This window comes from Kitasatospora sp. NPDC059408 (assembly GCF_042751525.1).
Lineage (GTDB): Bacteria > Actinomycetota > Actinomycetes > Streptomycetales > Streptomycetaceae > Kitasatospora.
The window spans coordinates 48,878-63,929 of sequence record NZ_JBHYWI010000038.1 but is presented as its reverse complement, the minus strand read 5'-3'; the positions used below and the strand labels follow the sequence as shown (position 1 = coordinate 63,929).

Genomic DNA, 15,052 nt, shown 5'->3' with positions numbered 1-15,052 from the left:
AAGCATCAGGCTTGGAACGGAATTCCACGGTACACTGGATTCATGGAAGAGCGTTCCGAATTTTCTCCGCTGGAGTCCCAGCTGGCCGCACTGATCCGCACCCGGCTCGGCGACCTGCGCGGCACCGAGGCACGCGTCGCCCGGGTCGTCCTCGACCGCGGCGCCGACCTCGTGCACCTCAGCGTGAGCGACGTCGCCGAGCTGGCCGGCACCGCACCGTCCTCGGTGGTGCGGGCGTGCCAGCGGCTCGGCTTCCGCGGCTTCCAGGAGCTGAAGATCGCCGCCGCCCGGCAGGCCCCGCGCCCGGCCCCCGCCCCGGCCGACCTGCGGGATCCGGCCGCCCGCGCGCTCGCCGACGCCCTGGGCGCGGCCCGGGAGGCCCTGGACGGCGTGGCCGCCACCGTCACCCCGGCCGACCTGCGGGCCGCCGCCGAGCTGCTGGACGGCGCCGACCGGGTGCTCCTGGCCGGCTCCGGGATCTCCGGCGCCATCGCGCTCGACCTCGCCTACCGGCTGCGCGCGCTCGGCCTGGCCGTCGACGCCCCGGCCGATTCGCTCACCGCCCAGATCGCCGCGGCCCAGCTCACGCCCACCGGCGTCTGCCTGGTCGTCAGCCACGGCGGCGCCACGCCCGTCGTCGTCGAGGCGGCCCGCCGCGCCCGCGAGGCCGGCGCCGCCGTGCTGGCCCTGACCAGCTACGCCCGCTCCCCGCTCACCGAAACCGCCACCCACACCCTCCTCGCGGGCGGGCAGGACCTGGTGTTCGGGCTGGAGATGACCGCCAGCCGGATCGCCCACCTGGCCGTCGTCGACGCCCTCACCGCGACCCTGCTCGCGGTGCGCGGCCCGCGCGCCGAGCGGGCGCTGGAGCTGTCGGCCGACGTCATGGGGCGCCAGCTGTACTGAGCGTCCGGCCACGCGCGCCCGGGGTCTGGAAATCCGGCCGCCGCCCGGGCACGGTGAGCGGGTGGCCGGCCCCGGCCCCTTGCCCCGGTTCCGAGAGGACGGCAGAGCGCGTGGACGTGAACGCCAAGGCGCAGTTCGGCGACTACCAGAACGAGATCTACTTCGACGGCCTCTTCGGCGTCCTCCCCGCCCTGCCCCTCTCCCCCTCCGACCTGGAGGAGCGCGGGCAGGCCGCGCTGGCGCCCTCGGTGCGCTCCTACGTCGCGGGCGGCGCCGGCGACGAGACCACGCAGCGGGCGAACACCGCCGCGTTCGAGCGCTACGGGCTCGTGCCCCGCATGATGGTCGGCGCCGCCCGGCGGGACCTCACGGTGGACCTGTTCGGCCTCACCCTGCCGTCGCCGCTGCTGCTGGCCCCGGTCGGGGTGATAGGCCTGTGCGCCCAGGACGGCCACGGCGACCTCGCCACCGCCCGCGCCGCCGCCCGCACCGGTGTGCCGATGATCGCCTCCACGCTGTCCGTCGACCCGATGGAGGACGTCGCCGCCGGGTTCGGCGACACCCCGGGCTTCTTCCAGCTCTACACCCCGACCGACCGCGCGCTCGCCGAGAGCCTCGTGCACCGGGCCGAGGCCGCCGGGTTCAAGGCGATCGTCGTCACCCTCGACACCTGGATCACCGGCTGGCGCCCCCGCGACCTCGCGACGGGCAACTTCCCGCAGCTGCGCGGCCACTGCCTCGCCAACTACACCTCCGACCCGGTCTTCCGCGCCCGGCTGGCGAACCCGCCCGAGGCCGATCCGCGGGCCGCCGTCCTGGAGTGGACGCAGGTCTTCGGCAACCCGCTGACCTGGGACGACCTTCCGTGGCTGCGCTCGATCACCGAGCTGCCGATCGTGCTCAAGGGCATCTGCCACCCCGAGGACGTCCGCCGCGCGAAGGACGGCGGCGCGGACGCGGTCTACTGCTCCAACCACGGCGGCCGGCAGGCCAACGGCGGACTGCCGGCGCTCGCCGCGCTGCCCGGCGTCGTCGAGGCCGCCGACGGGCTGCCGGTGCTGTTCGACTCCGGCGTCCGGACCGGCGCCGACGTGGTCAAGGCGCTCGCGCTGGGCGCCACCGCGGTCGCCGTCGGCCGCCCGTACGCCTACGGGCTCGCGCTCGGCGGCACGGACGGCATCGTGCACGTGCTGCGCTCGATCCTCGCCGAGGCCGACCTGATCATGGCGGTGGACGGCTACCCCACGATCGCCGACCTGCGGGCGGAGGGGGCGCTGCGGCGGCTGTGAGGCCCTGCCGCGGCGGGCGCGGGGCCGGTCAGGCGGGGTGCCGGTCAGGTGGGGTGCCGGCCCTCCACCCGGACGCCCCGGACCACCACCATCGTCAGGCTCGCGGTGACCAGCGCCTCGGCCCAGAAGAAGGCCGAGTAGTCCAGCAGCGAGCCGATCGGCGGACCGCCCGGCGCCGCGTTGCGCATGCCGACGAGGGCGAACAGCGTCGCCGCCATCCAGCCCAGGGCGGGCCAGACCAGCCCGCGCCGCTGCCGCACGATCAGGAAGGCGGCGACCAGCGCGGACAGGCCCAGCGCCCACATCGCGATGATCATGAACCAGGCCAGGATGAAGGTGCTGCGCGAGCGGCTGATCCGCTCGGTGACCTCCACGGCGCCGTCCCCGCTCTCCTGGCCGCTCCGGCGCAGGGCGAAGAACGGGTCCGCCTCCTGGACGTTCAGCACGACGGGCACCGGACGACCGCCGACGGTCGCCCGGAAGCCGATCGGCGCGCGGTAGCTGTCGAAGGGGTAGTCCGAGAGCCGCCCGTCGGTCAGGTTGAACGCCACCGTGCTGAAGCTGATCTGCTGGTTGGCCGGGTACTTCAGCGCGGCCTGCTCCAGGGAGGTCGTCTCGACGACCACGTCCTGGGCGGGCACGAGCGGGCCGTTCGGCGCCGCCAGGCCGCCGTGCGGCTGGACGAGGACCTTGGCGGCCAGCGTCAGGGCGGTCGCGTCGACGCGCTGCAGGACGACGTCCAGCTCCAGGAAGTCCTGCGTGGTGGCGCTGCCGACGGCCTGCGGCTGCTCACGGCTCGACCGCTCGTCGAAGTAGAGGCCGATCCCGGCCGCCACCAGCGCCGCGATCAGCGCCACGACGACGACCGGCCGCCACGGCCGCACCCGCGGGGTCCGGGCCGGCGGCTCGACGGCGGCCCGGGACCGGGCGTGGATCCGCACCCGGGGCCGGCCCGGTCGCCGCGGACGGCCCGGAAGGCGCGGCGACGCGTTCATCGGCCTCCTCGCGGGGCGGTCGAGTGGCGCGGGGGCGGACGCCCCCGTCCCGCCACCCTCGGCGCCGGGCGTCACGGCCCGCAAGCGGAATTCACCCTACCGGGGCGGGCGGATCTCCCCCCGATCACGGAAAGGTCACTGTCCGAGGCGGTGTGTAGGCTCGCTGGCATGGCAAGGGTGACGCGGGACGATGTGGCGAGGGCGGCGGGGACGTCCACGGCCGTCGTGAGTTATGTGATCAACAACGGGCCGCGTCCGGTGGCACCGGCCACGCGCGCGAAGGTGCTCGCGGCCGTCGAGGAGCTGGGGTACCGGCCCAACCGGGTCGCGCAGGCCATGGCGCGCCAGCGCACCGACCTGATCGGGATGGTCGTCCCGGACGCCCGCCAGCCCTTCTTCGCGGGCCTCGCCCACCAGGTCGAGCAGGCCGCCGCCGAGCGCGGCCGGCTGCTGCTGATCGGCAACTCGGACTACGCGGACGAGCGCGAGGCGCACTACATCCGCGCCTTCCTCGGCATGCAGGTGGACGGTCTGGTCCTGGTCACCCAGGACCCGGCCGGCCCCGGCGTCAGCGGCTTCGACGCGACCGACGGGACGCCCGTCGTGCTCCTGCACCACCGCGCAGAGACGGCCCGCGGCGTGGCCGTGGTCGCGGACGACGAGGGCGGCGCCGCCGAGGTGGTCCGCCACCTGCTCGGCCACGGGCACGCCGGGGTGCACTGCTTCGGCGGCACCTTCTCGCTCAGCCCGGCCGACCCCGTCTCCGCCCGCACCGTCGGGTGGGCCGCCGCACTGGCCGACGCCGGGATCCCCGCCGAGGGCCGGCTCGTCCCCGCGCCCTTCGACCGGGTGCGCGCGCACGCCGAGGCGCTGCGGCTGCTGGCCCGGCCGGACCGTCCGTCCGCCGTGTTCTGCGCGACGGACGACCAGGCGATAGGCCTGCTGCGGGCCGCCGACGACCTCGGGATACGGGTGCCGGAGGAGCTCGCGGTGGCCGGGTTCGACGACATCGCGGAGGCGGTGATCGCCGGCCCGGCGCTGACCACCGTCGGGACGGCACAGGAGGAGATGGCCCGGGCCGCGGTGGACCTGGTGCTCGGCGGCGCCGAGGGGCGGGTCACCGGCGCGCGGACGTTCCCGGCCCGGCTGGTGCTGCGCCGCTCGTGCGGCTGCCCGAACCCGTCCGGCCCGGCCTGAGCCCGCCCGACCTGAGCCCGTCCGGCCTGAGCCCGTCCGGCCCGAGCCCGTCCGGCGGCCGATGGGCGACCGCCGGAGGGGGCGTGCGGGCGGGGAACTCCCCAGGCACGGTGGTCAGTTCAGCTGAAAGGTGGCCTCGACCGGGTAGTGGTCGCTCGGCGCGTTGGTGTCGACCTGGCCCGGGGTCCAGCCCGCCTGCGGGTCGAAGTCGACCCGCACGGTGGACATCGCGGAGGGCACCGGACGGCCGGGGGCGTTGAGGTACCCGATGTAGTCGAGGTCGTCCCGGTAGTCCTTCGGGAAGGTCTCGACGCCGGACATGTACTGGCACCAGGCCGAGGCCGGGCAGTCCATGGTGTTGAGCGTCTGGTTCGGGTCGGTGGCCGGGGTGCCGAGGACGCCGTCCACCGCGTACTGGGCGTTGGCGTAGTCGCCGCGGGCCTGGCCGTGGAAGTACTCGACGTTGAGGTCGCCGCCGATCAGGACCGGCGCGCCGGTGCCGGCGATGCCGTTGACCCAGCTACGGATCTCGCCGAGCTGGCCGAGCCGGGTGGCCTGGGTGGTGTCGGTGGAGGTGTCCGACTCGTCGGCCTGGAGGTGGGTGCCGACGACCCACGCGGTGGAGCCGTTCTTGTTCACCCGGACCAGCGCGGCGCCCTTGTTGGCGTGGTAGTCCCAGGTGCCGTAGGTCGAGTTGCTGAAGACGTGGGCGTACTGGGCGGTGATCGGGTACTTGGAGAGGATCATCGTGCCGCCGTTGATGACGAACCACGAGCTGGAGCAGTTGCCGCTGATGCCGGTCCAGCCGCCGCCGGAGCAGGTCTGGCCGACCACCGGGGTGCGGTAGGGGTAGAGGTCGGCGAGCTTGGCGTTGATGTCGGCGGTCGAGCTGTTGTTGAACTGCTCGTCCAGGATCACGACGTCCGCGTCGTGCTGACGGACGATCTGCTCGATCACCGGGGTGCGGCGGGCGGCCTGCTCGTTCTGGGTGCTGTCGACGACGGCGGTGCCGAGGTCGACGTTGAAGGCGAAGACGGACAGCGTGGCCGGGGCCGCCTGGGTGCCGGCGACGGCCGTCGGGGCGGTGCCGCCGAGCAGCAGTGCGGCGGCGGCCGCCGAGGTGAGGGCGGTGGCCGTGCGACGCGAGAGCATGGGCGTTCTCCTGGGGGATTCGTCTACCCTGCGGATCCCGGCGGCCGAAGGGGTCACGGCCGCTCGGGGATGGCAGCGGAACGGTAGCTACTGCCCGGTACATCGGGAAGAACGCGAGATGTCTGTACAGCCCTGACCAGATGTACGACGAGATGTCTGTACATCCTTGGGCTCCTGCACGCCACATCCTTGCGGCCCCTGCACGTCCGCCGAGCCGCGCCGCCCGCTGCACCACCGCCGGCTGACGCCCCGTCGACGGCCGCACGGCCCGTCAGCCGTCGACGAGTTCCTCCGCCAGCAGGTCCATCAGGAGGTTGTCGTGCCAGGTGCCGTCCGGGCCGCGCTCGTAGCGGCGCATGGTGCCGACGGGCCGGAAGCCGACCTTCTCGTAACAGCGGATCGCGGCGGCGTTGTCGGCGGCCGGGTCGATGATCAGCCGGTGGTAGTGGTGGTCGCGCACGAGGTGCCGGGCGAGGGTGCGGACCGCGTCCGTGCCGAGGCCGAGGCCGTGGACACCCGGGTCGAGGTAGAGGTCCATGCCGGCGTGGCGGTAGTCGTCGTCGTTGTTCGCGTACCACTGGATGGCCCCGACCACCTTGCCGCCCAGCTCCACGGCGAGCGTCTCGGTGTCGGGCGATTCGAGGTCGGTGGCGACCTCGTCCACGAGGTCCTCGCCGCCGCGCCAGCGGGCGTAGACCTCGGGCGTGCCGCGGATCGCCGCCAGCGCCGGGATGTCGTCCCCGGTGGCGGGCCTGAGCGTGACGAGGGTGCCGTGCAGGATCGTCCCCATATGCGGCATGTTGGCACGGAAACGGGCGTCGGGCGAGTGGTTTGAAGGGCGTTGCCCGCACCCCCCGCGACCAGGGATGATGCTCCGCCGTGACACACCTCATCCTCCTCCTGCTGGTCATCGCCGTCTCCACGGTGATCAGCAAGGCCCTGAAGTCCCGGACCGCGCGGCCCGAGGCCGCGGCACCGGCACCGGCACCGGCACCGGCACGGATCGACTACGACGCGGCGGCCTACGGACTCGTCCCGCGCGACCGGCTCGACCCCCGGCGCTCGGGCCCGCCGCGCGCCCCGCACCACCGCAAGGAGTCCCAGGCGGTAGCCGACGCCGCCTGGAGCGGCAACTGGAAGCCGGCCGCCGCGTACGTCGCGGCCGCCGGGCAGGACTGGGACGAACGCTGGACCCGGCTGTCGCTGCTGGACTCCATCGCCGGCGAGGACGACGGCTGGCTGAAGGCCTGGCGCGCGGCCGACCCGGGCAACTGCGACGCGGCGACGCTGGAGGCCAACCGGATGGTCCACGCGGCGTGGGCGATCCGCGGCACCAAGTACGCGCACGAGGTGCCCGAGGAGGACATGAACGCCTTCCGCTCGATGCTGCCCGCCGCCATCGAGGCGGCCAAGCGGGCCTCACTGCTCGACCCGGCCAACCCGGCGCCCTGGGTGGTCATGGTGACCACGGCGCGCGGTGCGCAGTACGAGCCGGAGCAGTTCGAGGAGCTGTGGCGCGGACTGGCCGAGCGGGCTCCGCACCACTACGAGGCCCACTGGCAGGGCATGCAGTACTGGTGCGCCAAGTGGTTCGGCTCGGACGAGCAGATGACGGCCTTCGCCGAGCGCGCGATGGACACCGCCCCGGCCGGCAGCCCGCTGCCCGGCATCTACCTGCACGCGCTGAGCGAGCTGGAGAAGCGCAAGACCCACGCGCCGGTGCTGGCGAGCGGCGACGGCAAGGCCCGGTTGCGGCGGGTCGCGCAGGCCCTGGCGCAGGTGCGGCCGGACGACGAGCGCATGCCGGTGCTGCGGCACCGGCTCGCGCACTACGCGATGCAGGCGGAGCTGTACGACGTCGCCCTGGAGCAGTTCCGGGCGATCGGCCCGTGGTGCGGCAGCACGCCGTGGACCGACGCCGAGGACCCGGTGGCGGCCTTCGACCTCGCCCGTGGCACGGCCGTCCAGCGCTCCGGCGCACAGCCGCTGGCGCCGGAGCTCCGGCCGAAGGCGGCGCGGAAGCAGGTCATGTAGCGCGCGACGCACCGTCGTCGCCCCGGGCCCGGTTCGAACGCCGAACCGGGCCCGGGGCGGCGGATGCGAGGGCTCGGAGGTGATCGTCCTGGCAGCTGCGATGGGCCGCCAGAGGGACCGTCAAACCCGGCCTGACCTGCGGTTTTCCGATCGGTAAGGTGGGGATTGGACACGGCCGGAAACTCCCCCGCCCCCGCCCGGGGGGCACGATCGGAAGGCACCCCTCATGAGCCTCAGCATCCGCAACCAGCTGCCCGGCACCGTCAGCTCCGTCACGACCGGTGAGGTGATGGCCACCGTCAAGGTCCGCCTCGACTCCGGCCAGGAGCTCACCGCCGCGGTCACCGTGGACGCCGTCAAGGACCTCGGGCTGGGTGCGGGCAGCTCCGTCCAGGCCCTCGTGAAGTCCACCGAGGTCGCCCTGGCCACCGGTCCGGTCGCCGGACTGAGCATCCGCAACCAGATCCCCGGCACGGTCACCGAGGTCGCCACCGGCGGTGCGATGGCCGGGGTCAAGGTCGACGTCGCGGGCGGCGCGCTGACCGCCGCGATCACCGCCGACGCCGCCGCCGACCTGGGCCTCGCGGCCGGCTCGTCGGTCGTGGCCCTGATCAAGTCGACCGAGATCTCGCTCGCGACCGCCTGAGCGGCCGCCACCCGGGGCGCAACCGTCCGGCGCTTCCTCAGGACGCGGACTCGCCCAGCGGGCCCAGCCAGACGTCGGTGACCCCGCTGACGTAGCGGGCTCCGCAGTGGTCGTCCGGGACGACCAGCTGCGGGCCCGCGGCGTCCAGCGGGGCGCCGTCCATGCTGGTGGCCAGCAGGATCTCCTGGCCGCCGAAGTCCGGGTCGATCTCGGCCCAGGAGACGACCGCCCGGTGCCCGTCCGCGCCGCCGACCGACAGCAGGAAGCGCAGCCGCTGCTTGCGGCCGCTGAAGTCGATCCGGGGCCGGGCCGCGCGCAGCACGTCCCACAGGGCCGGGCCCTCGTAGCCGTGGCGCTGCTCGCCCTCCGTCCGGCAGTCGAAGCTCACCTCGACGCGGTGCGCGGGGAGGGTGCGCAGCTCGTCGACGGTCAGCTCGGCGGGCCGGTCCAGGTGCCCGTGCAGCCGGACGGTGGGTCTCGCCGGGGTCATGTGCTCGCCCTCCTCCCGGGCCGCGCCGCCGCAGCCCGGGTGGAGGAGTACCCGAACGGGATCCGTGGCATTCGCACATGCGGCGATGAAAGGAACATTTCAGCCGCATCTGCGATGGATGATGCGCCTCAGGGCCAGCAACTGCAATCGTCCGGACGGCCGGTTCCACACCCTGCCGCCACCGCCCGCACTGGATGATCCCACGAGAAGAACCACCCTTCCGCCGCTTGCATTTACGATGCCCATGCGAATGTGAAGCTTGCAAATGCGAGAGGCGGCGAAAAATGATCGTCGGTGACCTGCTGCACCTCGACGACCTCGACATCCGGCTGGCCTGGGGCACGCCGGACCTCCTCGACCGCCCGGTCACCGGCATCAGCTCCACCGACCTCCAGGACCCGGCCCGCTACCTCCAGCCCGGCGAGCTCGTGCTCACCGGCCTGGTCTGGTGGCGGCCCGCCGATGCCACCGGCGCGCTGCGCTTCGCGACCGCGCTGCGCAGCGCCGGCGTGGCCGCCCTGCTGGCCGGCGAGGGCACCCACGGCAGCATCCCCGACAGCCTCGCCGAGGCCTGCCGCACGCACGGCATCCCGCTGCTCGCGGTGCCCGTGGGGACCAGCTTCCGCGCCGTCACCGACCGCGTCTACCTGCGGCTCTGGGGCGACCTGCGGGCCGGCTCGCAGGACACCGCGGCCATCCCGGAGACCGTCCGGCACGACCTGCTCGACCTCATCCACGCGGGCGCCGAGCCCGGCGAGGTGCTGGCGCACGCGGTCGGCCGGCTCGGCGTGCCGGACTGCTCGATCGCCACCGCGGGCGGCCGGCCCGTCGCCGCCACCGCCGCCCCGGTGCCGTCCGTCGTGCGCGGCGACGCCGGACTGCCGGTCGGCCCGCAGGACGGCTCGCCGTTCGACGGCTGGCGGCTGCGCCCGCACACCCGGGCCGCGGCGGCCGAACCGATGCTGCGCGCGCTGGCCGACCTGCTCGCCCCGCTCGCCGTGCGCGACCGCGCCGCCGCCGACGCCCGGCACAGGGCCGCCGGACGGCTGCTGGACGCCCTCGCCGGGGACGGCGGCCTCGCCGAGCCGCTCGCGGCCTGCGAGCTGGGCGACGCCCGGGCGCTGGTGACGGTCACCGCCCGCATCGACGACGCACGGGCCGAACCGGACGGCGACGGCAGCGCACCGGCCGCCTGGGCCGCGCACGCGCTGGCCGAGGCGCTGCACCCGCTCGGCATGCCGTTCGCGGCCGGGACGGACCGGGCCGGCCGGGCCGCCGCACTGGTGGCCGCGCCGGCCGAGCGGGTCGCCGAGCGGCTGCGCCGGGCCCGGCCGGGCCTCCAGGCCCGGCTCACCGGGCGGCGCGCCCTGCGGGTCGGGGTCGGCCCGGCCGCGCCGCCCGACCCCGCGGCCCTGCGGGCGGCCCTGGTGCAGGCCCGCTACGTGCTGGAGGGCTCGGCCGGACCGGTCGCCAGCGCGGTCGAGCTCGATTCGCTGGCCGGGCTGCTGCGCGGCATCCCGGCGGAGGTGACGGCGGCCTTCCACACCCGGCTGCTGGCACCGCTGGCCGCCCATGACCGGGAGAACGGCGTCTCCCTGCTGGGCACGCTCGCGGTGTTCCTGGACCACGACGGCTCGTGGGCGCGGACGGCGGAACAGCTCCACATCCACGTGAACACCGTCCACTACCGGATCCGCCGGATCGAGGAGCTGACCGGGCGCAACCTGGCCCGCCTCCACGACCGGCTCGACCTGCGGGCGGCGCTGCTGTGCGCCCCGGAGCCGGCCACGGTCCCGGCACAGGGATCGGGGACGGGGTCAGGGGCGGGGACTGCCGTGGGCGCGGGTGCCGGCACGGGTGCCGGCGCCGGCACGGCCCGGGGCTCCGATCCGGTGGTTACGGGACGTCGTCGAGCCGCAGCCGGGCGCTGACCTCGCCCAGCCCCTCGGCGAGGACGGCGAGCTGCTCGTGGGTGAGCACGTCGATCAGCAGCTCGCGGACCAGGGCGACGTGTCCGGGTGCGGCCTGGCGGACCGCCTCGCGCCCCCGGTCGGTGAGTTCGGCCATCACGCCGCGCACGTCGCTCGGGCAGGAGCGGCGGCCGACCAGGCCCATCCGCTCCAGCTGGGTGACCTGGTAGGTGAGGCCGCTCTTGGAGGTGACCAGCTTCTCGGCCAGCTCGGTCATCCGCAGCGAGCCGGCCGGGGCGGCGGAGAGGTGCACCAGGATCTCGTACTGGGTGTGCGAGAGACCGGAGTCCTCCTTGAGCTGGCGCTCCAGGCGGCGGTTGAGCAGGTTGCTCGCGACGACGAAACCCCGCCAGGCGGCCATCTCGTGCTCGTCGAGCCAGCGGGGCTCACGGGGTGCGGACATGGGGCTCAGCCTACTCCCGTTGTTCAAATTCGAACGAAGGTGTACCGTCGGTCGGTAGAGGTTCAAATTTGAACTATCCCGGATCGAGCCGGATCGAGCCGGATCGAGGAAGAGGAAGTCGCCATGAGCACCGCGGCCCCCGAGCGCATGCCCGCCCTGTACCTCTCGCACGGCGCGCCGCCGCTCGCCGACGACCCGGTCTGGCCCGGCCAGCTCGCCGCCTGGTCGGCCGACCTCCCCCGCCCCGAGGCGATCCTGATGGTCTCCGCGCACTGGGAGGAGGCCCCGCTCGCGCTCGGCGCCGTCGACACCGTGCCGCTGGTCTACGACTTCTGGGGGTTCCCCGAGCACTACTACCGGGTCCAGTACGCCGCGCCCGGCGCGCCGAAGCTCGCCGAGCGCGTGCGCAAGCTGCTGCGCGCCCCCGGCACGCCCGTCCAGGACATCCCGGACCGCGGCCTCGACCACGGCGCCTACGTCCCGCTCGTCGAGATGTACCCCGAGGCGGACGTCCCCGTCCTCCAGATCTCCCTGCCCACGCTCGACCCGCAGCGGCTGATGGAGATCGGCCGCCGGCTCGCCCCGCTGCGCGACGAGGGCGTGCTGATCGTCGGCAGCGGCTTCTTCACCCACAACCTGCGGGCGCTCAGCAACGACGGACGGATCAGCTCGGTCATGGCCGAGTTCGACGACTGGGGCCGGCGCGCGCTCGCCGCGCACGACCTCGACGCGCTGCTCGACTTCGAGCACAAGGCCCCGGCCGGGAAGCTGGCGCACCCGCGCACCGAGCACTTCGCGCCGCTGTTCGTCACGCTCGGCGCCGGCGAGGCCGACCTCGACAGCCAGCGCAGCGTGATCGACGGCTTCTGGATGGGGCTCGCGAAGCGCTCGATCCAGCTCGGGTAGCCGCCGGGGTCTCACAGCGCGCAGCAGGTGAAGCGCTCGCCGATGTGCTCGGGCTGCTCGATCTCGTCGACCAGGGCGACCGCGTAGTCCGGCACCGAGATCCGGCTACGGCCGGCCGCGTCGGCGAGCAGCTGCTCCAGGCCCGTCCGGTAGCGGCCGGTCCGCTCCCCCGGGCCGATCTCGGCGGCCGGGCTGAGCACCGTCCAGCGGACGTCGGAGACCGTCCGGTAGAAGTCCAGGGCCTCGCCGTGCGCGTGCATGATCTGCAGGACCGGCCCCGGCAGGCCCGGGGCGTCCCAGACCCGCACGCCCGGCGCGGTCTCCAGGCTGCCCGCCCCGCCGACCGCGATCAGCCGCGGCGCGGCGCCGCCGAGCGCGCGCAGGCCCTCGACCAGCGACCGGGCGGCGGGCTCGATCAGCGCGGCGTGCCCCGGCCCGTCGCCGCCGCCCACGGCGCTCACCAGGACGTCCCGCCCGGCCGCGACCCGGGCCACGTCCGCCGGGTCCAGTACGTCGCCGCGCTCGACGGCCGCCGCGTCGCCCCGGTACCGGCCCGGATCGCGCACCACCGCCGCGACCTCGTGCCCGCGCGCCCGCGCCTCCGCGACGACGGCGCTGCCGATGGTGCCGTTTGCGCCGATCACGGCGATTGTGGCCATGGGGTACCTGCCTGTCCGTTCGGTGGCGGTGTGCGGTGTCCTGACATTCCGTCAAGCATCGGCGATTATCGGCCAACCGGGCGCCGGGGAGCGTCGCGACAGCCCGGGCGGAGGCCGGAATTCCGCCGCGGACCCGAACCCGGCCGGGCGGTCGGTAAAGACTTCGGATGACTCCAGGCCAATACGTCGACCACTGTCGAAATTAACCGACCGGTCGGCCGGTCGGCGCCCTTCCACCGAGCCGGACGCGACGCCGCACGGGAACTCCCCGCCGCCTTACGGGCTTTCGGCCAACCCCGCCGCAAGGCCTGGTCCGCACGGACGTGACGGCGCACGATCGAAGGGACCGGAGCGACGCGACAACGCTCCTGTTCCCCATGCGACTTGTGCGACTGAGGAGACTCGACATGCAGAAGAAGTGGGCACTTCGTGCGGCCACCCTCACCATCGGCGCCGGCGCCGCGCTCGGCCTCGCGGTCGGCACGGCCAACGCCGCGTCCCTGATCCAGTGGGGCTCCACCGGTCAGCCGGTGGTGTGCGTCCAGCAGGCCATGAACTACCTCGACAACGCCGGCCTGTCGGTCGACGGCCAGTTCGGCCAGAACACCTACAACGCGGTGTACGCGTACCAGGGCTCGAAGAGCAACCTGCAGCAGGACGGCCAGGTCGGCCCGCTGACCGGCGGCGACATCAAGGCCGACATCTACAACTCCTACCGTGCGGCGCACGGCTCGGGCGACTACAACACCCAGCAGGTCCTGGGCTCGTGGATGAGCAACTGCAACAGCCAGATCCCCGGCTGACCGTCGCCACTTCCCCGGCGATGAGCGGCTGACCGAGGCTGGTTCCGCACCGTGCGCACGGTGCGGAACCAGCCTCGACCGGTATCTCGACCGGTATCAGGCCTCGCCGGTGGCGACGCGCTGGGCCTGGCTGCGCTCGACGCAGAACTCGTTGCCCTCGGGGTCGGAGAGGACGGCCCAGCCGCGCCCGTCCGCCGTGCGGCGGTCGTCGACCATCCGCGCGCCCAGGGCCAGCAGTCGCTCGACCTCCTCCTCCCGGGAGCGGTCCTGCGGCTGGAGGTCGAAGTGGATCCGGTTCTTCACCGACTTGCCGTCCGGCACCCGGATGAACAGCAGCGCAGCCCCCGCGGACTCCACCAGCACCTCCGGGTCCCCGGGGTTGTCGTCCTTGCCGAGGGTGCCGTCCAGCACCTCGGCCCAGAAGCCCGCCAGAGCGTACGGGTCAGCACAATCGATCGTCACGTGTCGTACCAGAGAAGCCATGCCCCCCACTCTGGCCCCGGCCGTTCGAATCCGTCCAGCCGATTCCTGGAGTGCCGGTGGCCGTCGAGCGGGAACTCCGGGGGCAGAGCCGTCAGCACCTCCCGGAACGCGTACCCGCTCTTCTCCGCCACGCGGCACGAGGCGGCGTTGTCCACCTGGTGCAGCAGGTCGATCCGGGCCAGGCCCTCGTCGGCGAACGCGGCGAACGCCCAGGCCGTCAGCGCCTCCACCGCGCGTGGTGCGACGCCCCGGCCGCGGGCGGCGGCGGCCGTCCAGTAGCCGACCTCCGCCCCCTCGCCGCCCGGGGTGCCGCGTTTGAGCACCACGTTGGCGACCAGGTCGGCCCCGTCCGCGTCCAGGACCGCGAAGCTGTAGCGGGTGCCCTCCGACCAGCCGCGGTGCTGCAGCTCCAGCCAGCGCGCGGCCTGGTCGGCGTCGTCCACCGGGACGCGGGTGAAGCGGCGCAGCGTCTCGTCCCGGTAGGCCTCGACCAGCGCGGGGGCGTCCCCGTCCTCGAAGGGGCGCAGCAGCAGACCGCCCACCGCCGGGAGGGCGGTGGGGGCGAGGGTCACCGCAGTCCCTCCCAGCCCCAGCGGGGCGTCGGGCCCGGGTCGCCGAGGTCGGTGCCGGCCGGAGAGGCCGAGACGTCCTCGGCGATCCTCGTGCCCCAGTCGAAGTACTCCAGCACCCGCCGGCGCAGCAGTTCGTCGTCCGGGAGCTCCTTGCCGACGGCGGCGGCCATCAGCTCCATCCAGCGCAGGCGCTGCTCCTCGGTGATGGCGAGGCCGAGGTGGGCGCGGAGCAGCGACTGGTGGCCGCCGAGCTCCTCGGTGTAGCGGACCGGGCCGCCGAAGACCTCCGCCAGCCACACGGCGACGTGCTCGATGTGCGTGGTGGTGAAGTGCTCGAAGACGGGTGCGAGGAGGGGGTCGGCGAGGACGCCCTCGTAGAAGGTGTTGCTGAGTCTGCGCAGCGCTTCGATGCCGCCGACGGCCTCGTAGAGGCTGTCGGGCCGCTGGTCGTCGCTCATTGGTGCTCCCCGTTGTGGTGGTGACCGTGCGTCGGGACTTTCCTAGCAGGTCCGGCACAACTCCTCGGCGGTTCTCCGCATTCCGCGCT

At 74.1% G+C, this 15,052-nt stretch carries 17 protein-coding genes; 8 read left to right on the top strand and 9 right to left on the bottom strand.

The annotated features are described in order from the left end of the window. Window positions 1–42: 42 nt before the first annotated feature. Together ACFXDE_RS24495 and ACFXDE_RS24490 are read left to right on the top strand one after the other, a co-directional pair. Window positions 43–906 carry a MurR/RpiR family transcriptional regulator gene (locus tag ACFXDE_RS24495; protein WP_380496916.1) on the top strand — a complete coding sequence of 288 codons (864 nt, stop codon included), beginning with the start codon at window positions 43–45 and terminating at the stop codon, window positions 904–906. 110 nt (window positions 907–1,016) lie between these two features. Beyond that, window positions 1,017–2,195, top strand: coding sequence for an alpha-hydroxy-acid oxidizing protein (locus ACFXDE_RS24490; RefSeq protein WP_380496915.1), 1,179 nt, complete (start codon window positions 1,017–1,019; stop codon window positions 2,193–2,195). Between the two features lie 44 nt (window positions 2,196–2,239). Here the strand turns inward: ACFXDE_RS24490 and ACFXDE_RS24485 are convergent, their stop codons facing one another. After that, window positions 2,240–3,190, bottom strand: coding sequence for a DUF4436 family protein (locus ACFXDE_RS24485; RefSeq protein WP_380496914.1), 951 nt, complete (start codon window positions 3,188–3,190; stop codon window positions 2,240–2,242). Window positions 3,191–3,358: 168 nt separating this feature from the next. Here ACFXDE_RS24485 and ACFXDE_RS24480 point away from each other — a divergent pair, with 168 nt between their 5' ends. Continuing rightward, window positions 3,359–4,387 (top strand): LacI family DNA-binding transcriptional regulator, encoded by a 1,029-nt coding sequence (locus tag ACFXDE_RS24480; RefSeq protein WP_380496913.1) that lies wholly within the window; start codon window positions 3,359–3,361, stop codon window positions 4,385–4,387. Window positions 4,388–4,501: 114 nt separating this feature from the next. Here ACFXDE_RS24480 and ACFXDE_RS24475 read toward each other — a convergent pair whose 3' ends face one another. Together ACFXDE_RS24475 and ACFXDE_RS24470 are read right to left on the bottom strand one after the other, a co-directional pair. Continuing rightward, window positions 4,502–5,539 (bottom strand): sphingomyelin phosphodiesterase, encoded by a 1,038-nt coding sequence (locus ACFXDE_RS24475; protein ID WP_380496912.1) that lies wholly within the window; start codon window positions 5,537–5,539, stop codon window positions 4,502–4,504. A 271-nt stretch (window positions 5,540–5,810) separates the two neighbouring features. Beyond that, window positions 5,811–6,329: a GNAT family protein gene (locus ACFXDE_RS24470; protein ID WP_359974278.1), complete on the bottom strand. Its 519-nt coding sequence runs from the start codon at window positions 6,327–6,329 to the stop codon at window positions 5,811–5,813. 89 nt (window positions 6,330–6,418) lie between these two features. Here ACFXDE_RS24470 and ACFXDE_RS24465 point away from each other — a divergent pair, with 89 nt between their 5' ends. Together ACFXDE_RS24465 and ACFXDE_RS24460 are read left to right on the top strand one after the other, a co-directional pair. Continuing rightward, a complete protein-coding gene (locus tag ACFXDE_RS24465) occupies window positions 6,419–7,573 on the top strand; it encodes a hypothetical protein (protein ID WP_380496911.1) in 1,155 nt (384 codons plus the stop codon). Window positions 7,574–7,799: 226 nt separating this feature from the next. Then, on the top strand, window positions 7,800–8,219 hold the full coding sequence (locus tag ACFXDE_RS24460) for a molybdopterin-binding protein (RefSeq protein WP_380437417.1): 420 nt from the start codon (window positions 7,800–7,802) through the stop codon (window positions 8,217–8,219). 37 nt (window positions 8,220–8,256) lie between these two features. Here the strand turns inward: ACFXDE_RS24460 and ACFXDE_RS24455 are convergent, their stop codons facing one another. Continuing rightward, window positions 8,257–8,709 (bottom strand): molybdopterin-dependent oxidoreductase, encoded by a 453-nt coding sequence (locus tag ACFXDE_RS24455; RefSeq protein ID WP_380437419.1) that lies wholly within the window; start codon window positions 8,707–8,709, stop codon window positions 8,257–8,259. Between the two features lie 284 nt (window positions 8,710–8,993). Here ACFXDE_RS24455 and ACFXDE_RS24450 point away from each other — a divergent pair, with 284 nt between their 5' ends. Further along, window positions 8,994–10,640 (top strand): PucR family transcriptional regulator, encoded by a 1,647-nt coding sequence (locus ACFXDE_RS24450; RefSeq protein ID WP_380496910.1) that lies wholly within the window; start codon window positions 8,994–8,996, stop codon window positions 10,638–10,640. Here ACFXDE_RS24450 and ACFXDE_RS24445 read toward each other — a convergent pair. Then, window positions 10,606–11,082, bottom strand: coding sequence for a MarR family winged helix-turn-helix transcriptional regulator (locus ACFXDE_RS24445; RefSeq protein ID WP_380496909.1), 477 nt, complete (start codon window positions 11,080–11,082; stop codon window positions 10,606–10,608). The genes ACFXDE_RS24450 and ACFXDE_RS24445 overlap by 35 nt on opposite strands. A 123-nt stretch (window positions 11,083–11,205) precedes the next feature. Between ACFXDE_RS24445 and ACFXDE_RS24440 the strand changes: the two genes are divergently transcribed. Beyond that, entirely contained in the window at window positions 11,206–11,988 is a 783-nt protein-coding gene (locus ACFXDE_RS24440) for a dioxygenase (protein ID WP_380496908.1), read from the top strand. 11 nt (window positions 11,989–11,999) lie between these two features. Here the strand turns inward: ACFXDE_RS24440 and ACFXDE_RS24435 are convergent, their stop codons facing one another. Next, window positions 12,000–12,647 carry an NAD(P)-dependent oxidoreductase gene (locus tag ACFXDE_RS24435; RefSeq protein ID WP_380496906.1) on the bottom strand — a complete coding sequence of 216 codons (648 nt, stop codon included), beginning with the start codon at window positions 12,645–12,647 and terminating at the stop codon, window positions 12,000–12,002. A 407-nt stretch (window positions 12,648–13,054) separates the two neighbouring features. Between ACFXDE_RS24435 and ACFXDE_RS24430 the strand changes: the two genes are divergently transcribed. Beyond that, the gene (locus ACFXDE_RS24430; RefSeq protein WP_380437429.1) at window positions 13,055–13,450 is read left to right on the top strand and encodes a peptidoglycan-binding protein; all 396 of its coding nucleotides are present in this window, start codon (window positions 13,055–13,057) and stop codon (window positions 13,448–13,450) included. Between the two features lie 96 nt (window positions 13,451–13,546). Here the strand turns inward: ACFXDE_RS24430 and ACFXDE_RS24425 are convergent, their stop codons facing one another. From ACFXDE_RS24425 to ACFXDE_RS24415, 3 genes are read right to left on the bottom strand one after another with little or no spacing between them, the layout of a single operon-like run. Further along, the gene (locus ACFXDE_RS24425) at window positions 13,547–13,933 is read right to left on the bottom strand and encodes a VOC family protein (protein WP_380496905.1); all 387 of its coding nucleotides are present in this window, start codon (window positions 13,931–13,933) and stop codon (window positions 13,547–13,549) included. Further along, window positions 13,909–14,505, bottom strand: coding sequence for a GNAT family N-acetyltransferase (locus ACFXDE_RS24420; protein WP_380496904.1), 597 nt, complete (start codon window positions 14,503–14,505; stop codon window positions 13,909–13,911). The genes ACFXDE_RS24425 and ACFXDE_RS24420 overlap by 25 nt, the downstream gene beginning before the upstream one ends. After that, on the bottom strand, window positions 14,502–14,963 hold the full coding sequence (locus ACFXDE_RS24415) for a group II truncated hemoglobin (protein ID WP_380437435.1): 462 nt from the start codon (window positions 14,961–14,963) through the stop codon (window positions 14,502–14,504). The genes ACFXDE_RS24420 and ACFXDE_RS24415 overlap by 4 nt, the downstream gene beginning before the upstream one ends. Between the last annotated feature and the right edge of the window lie 89 nt (window positions 14,964–15,052).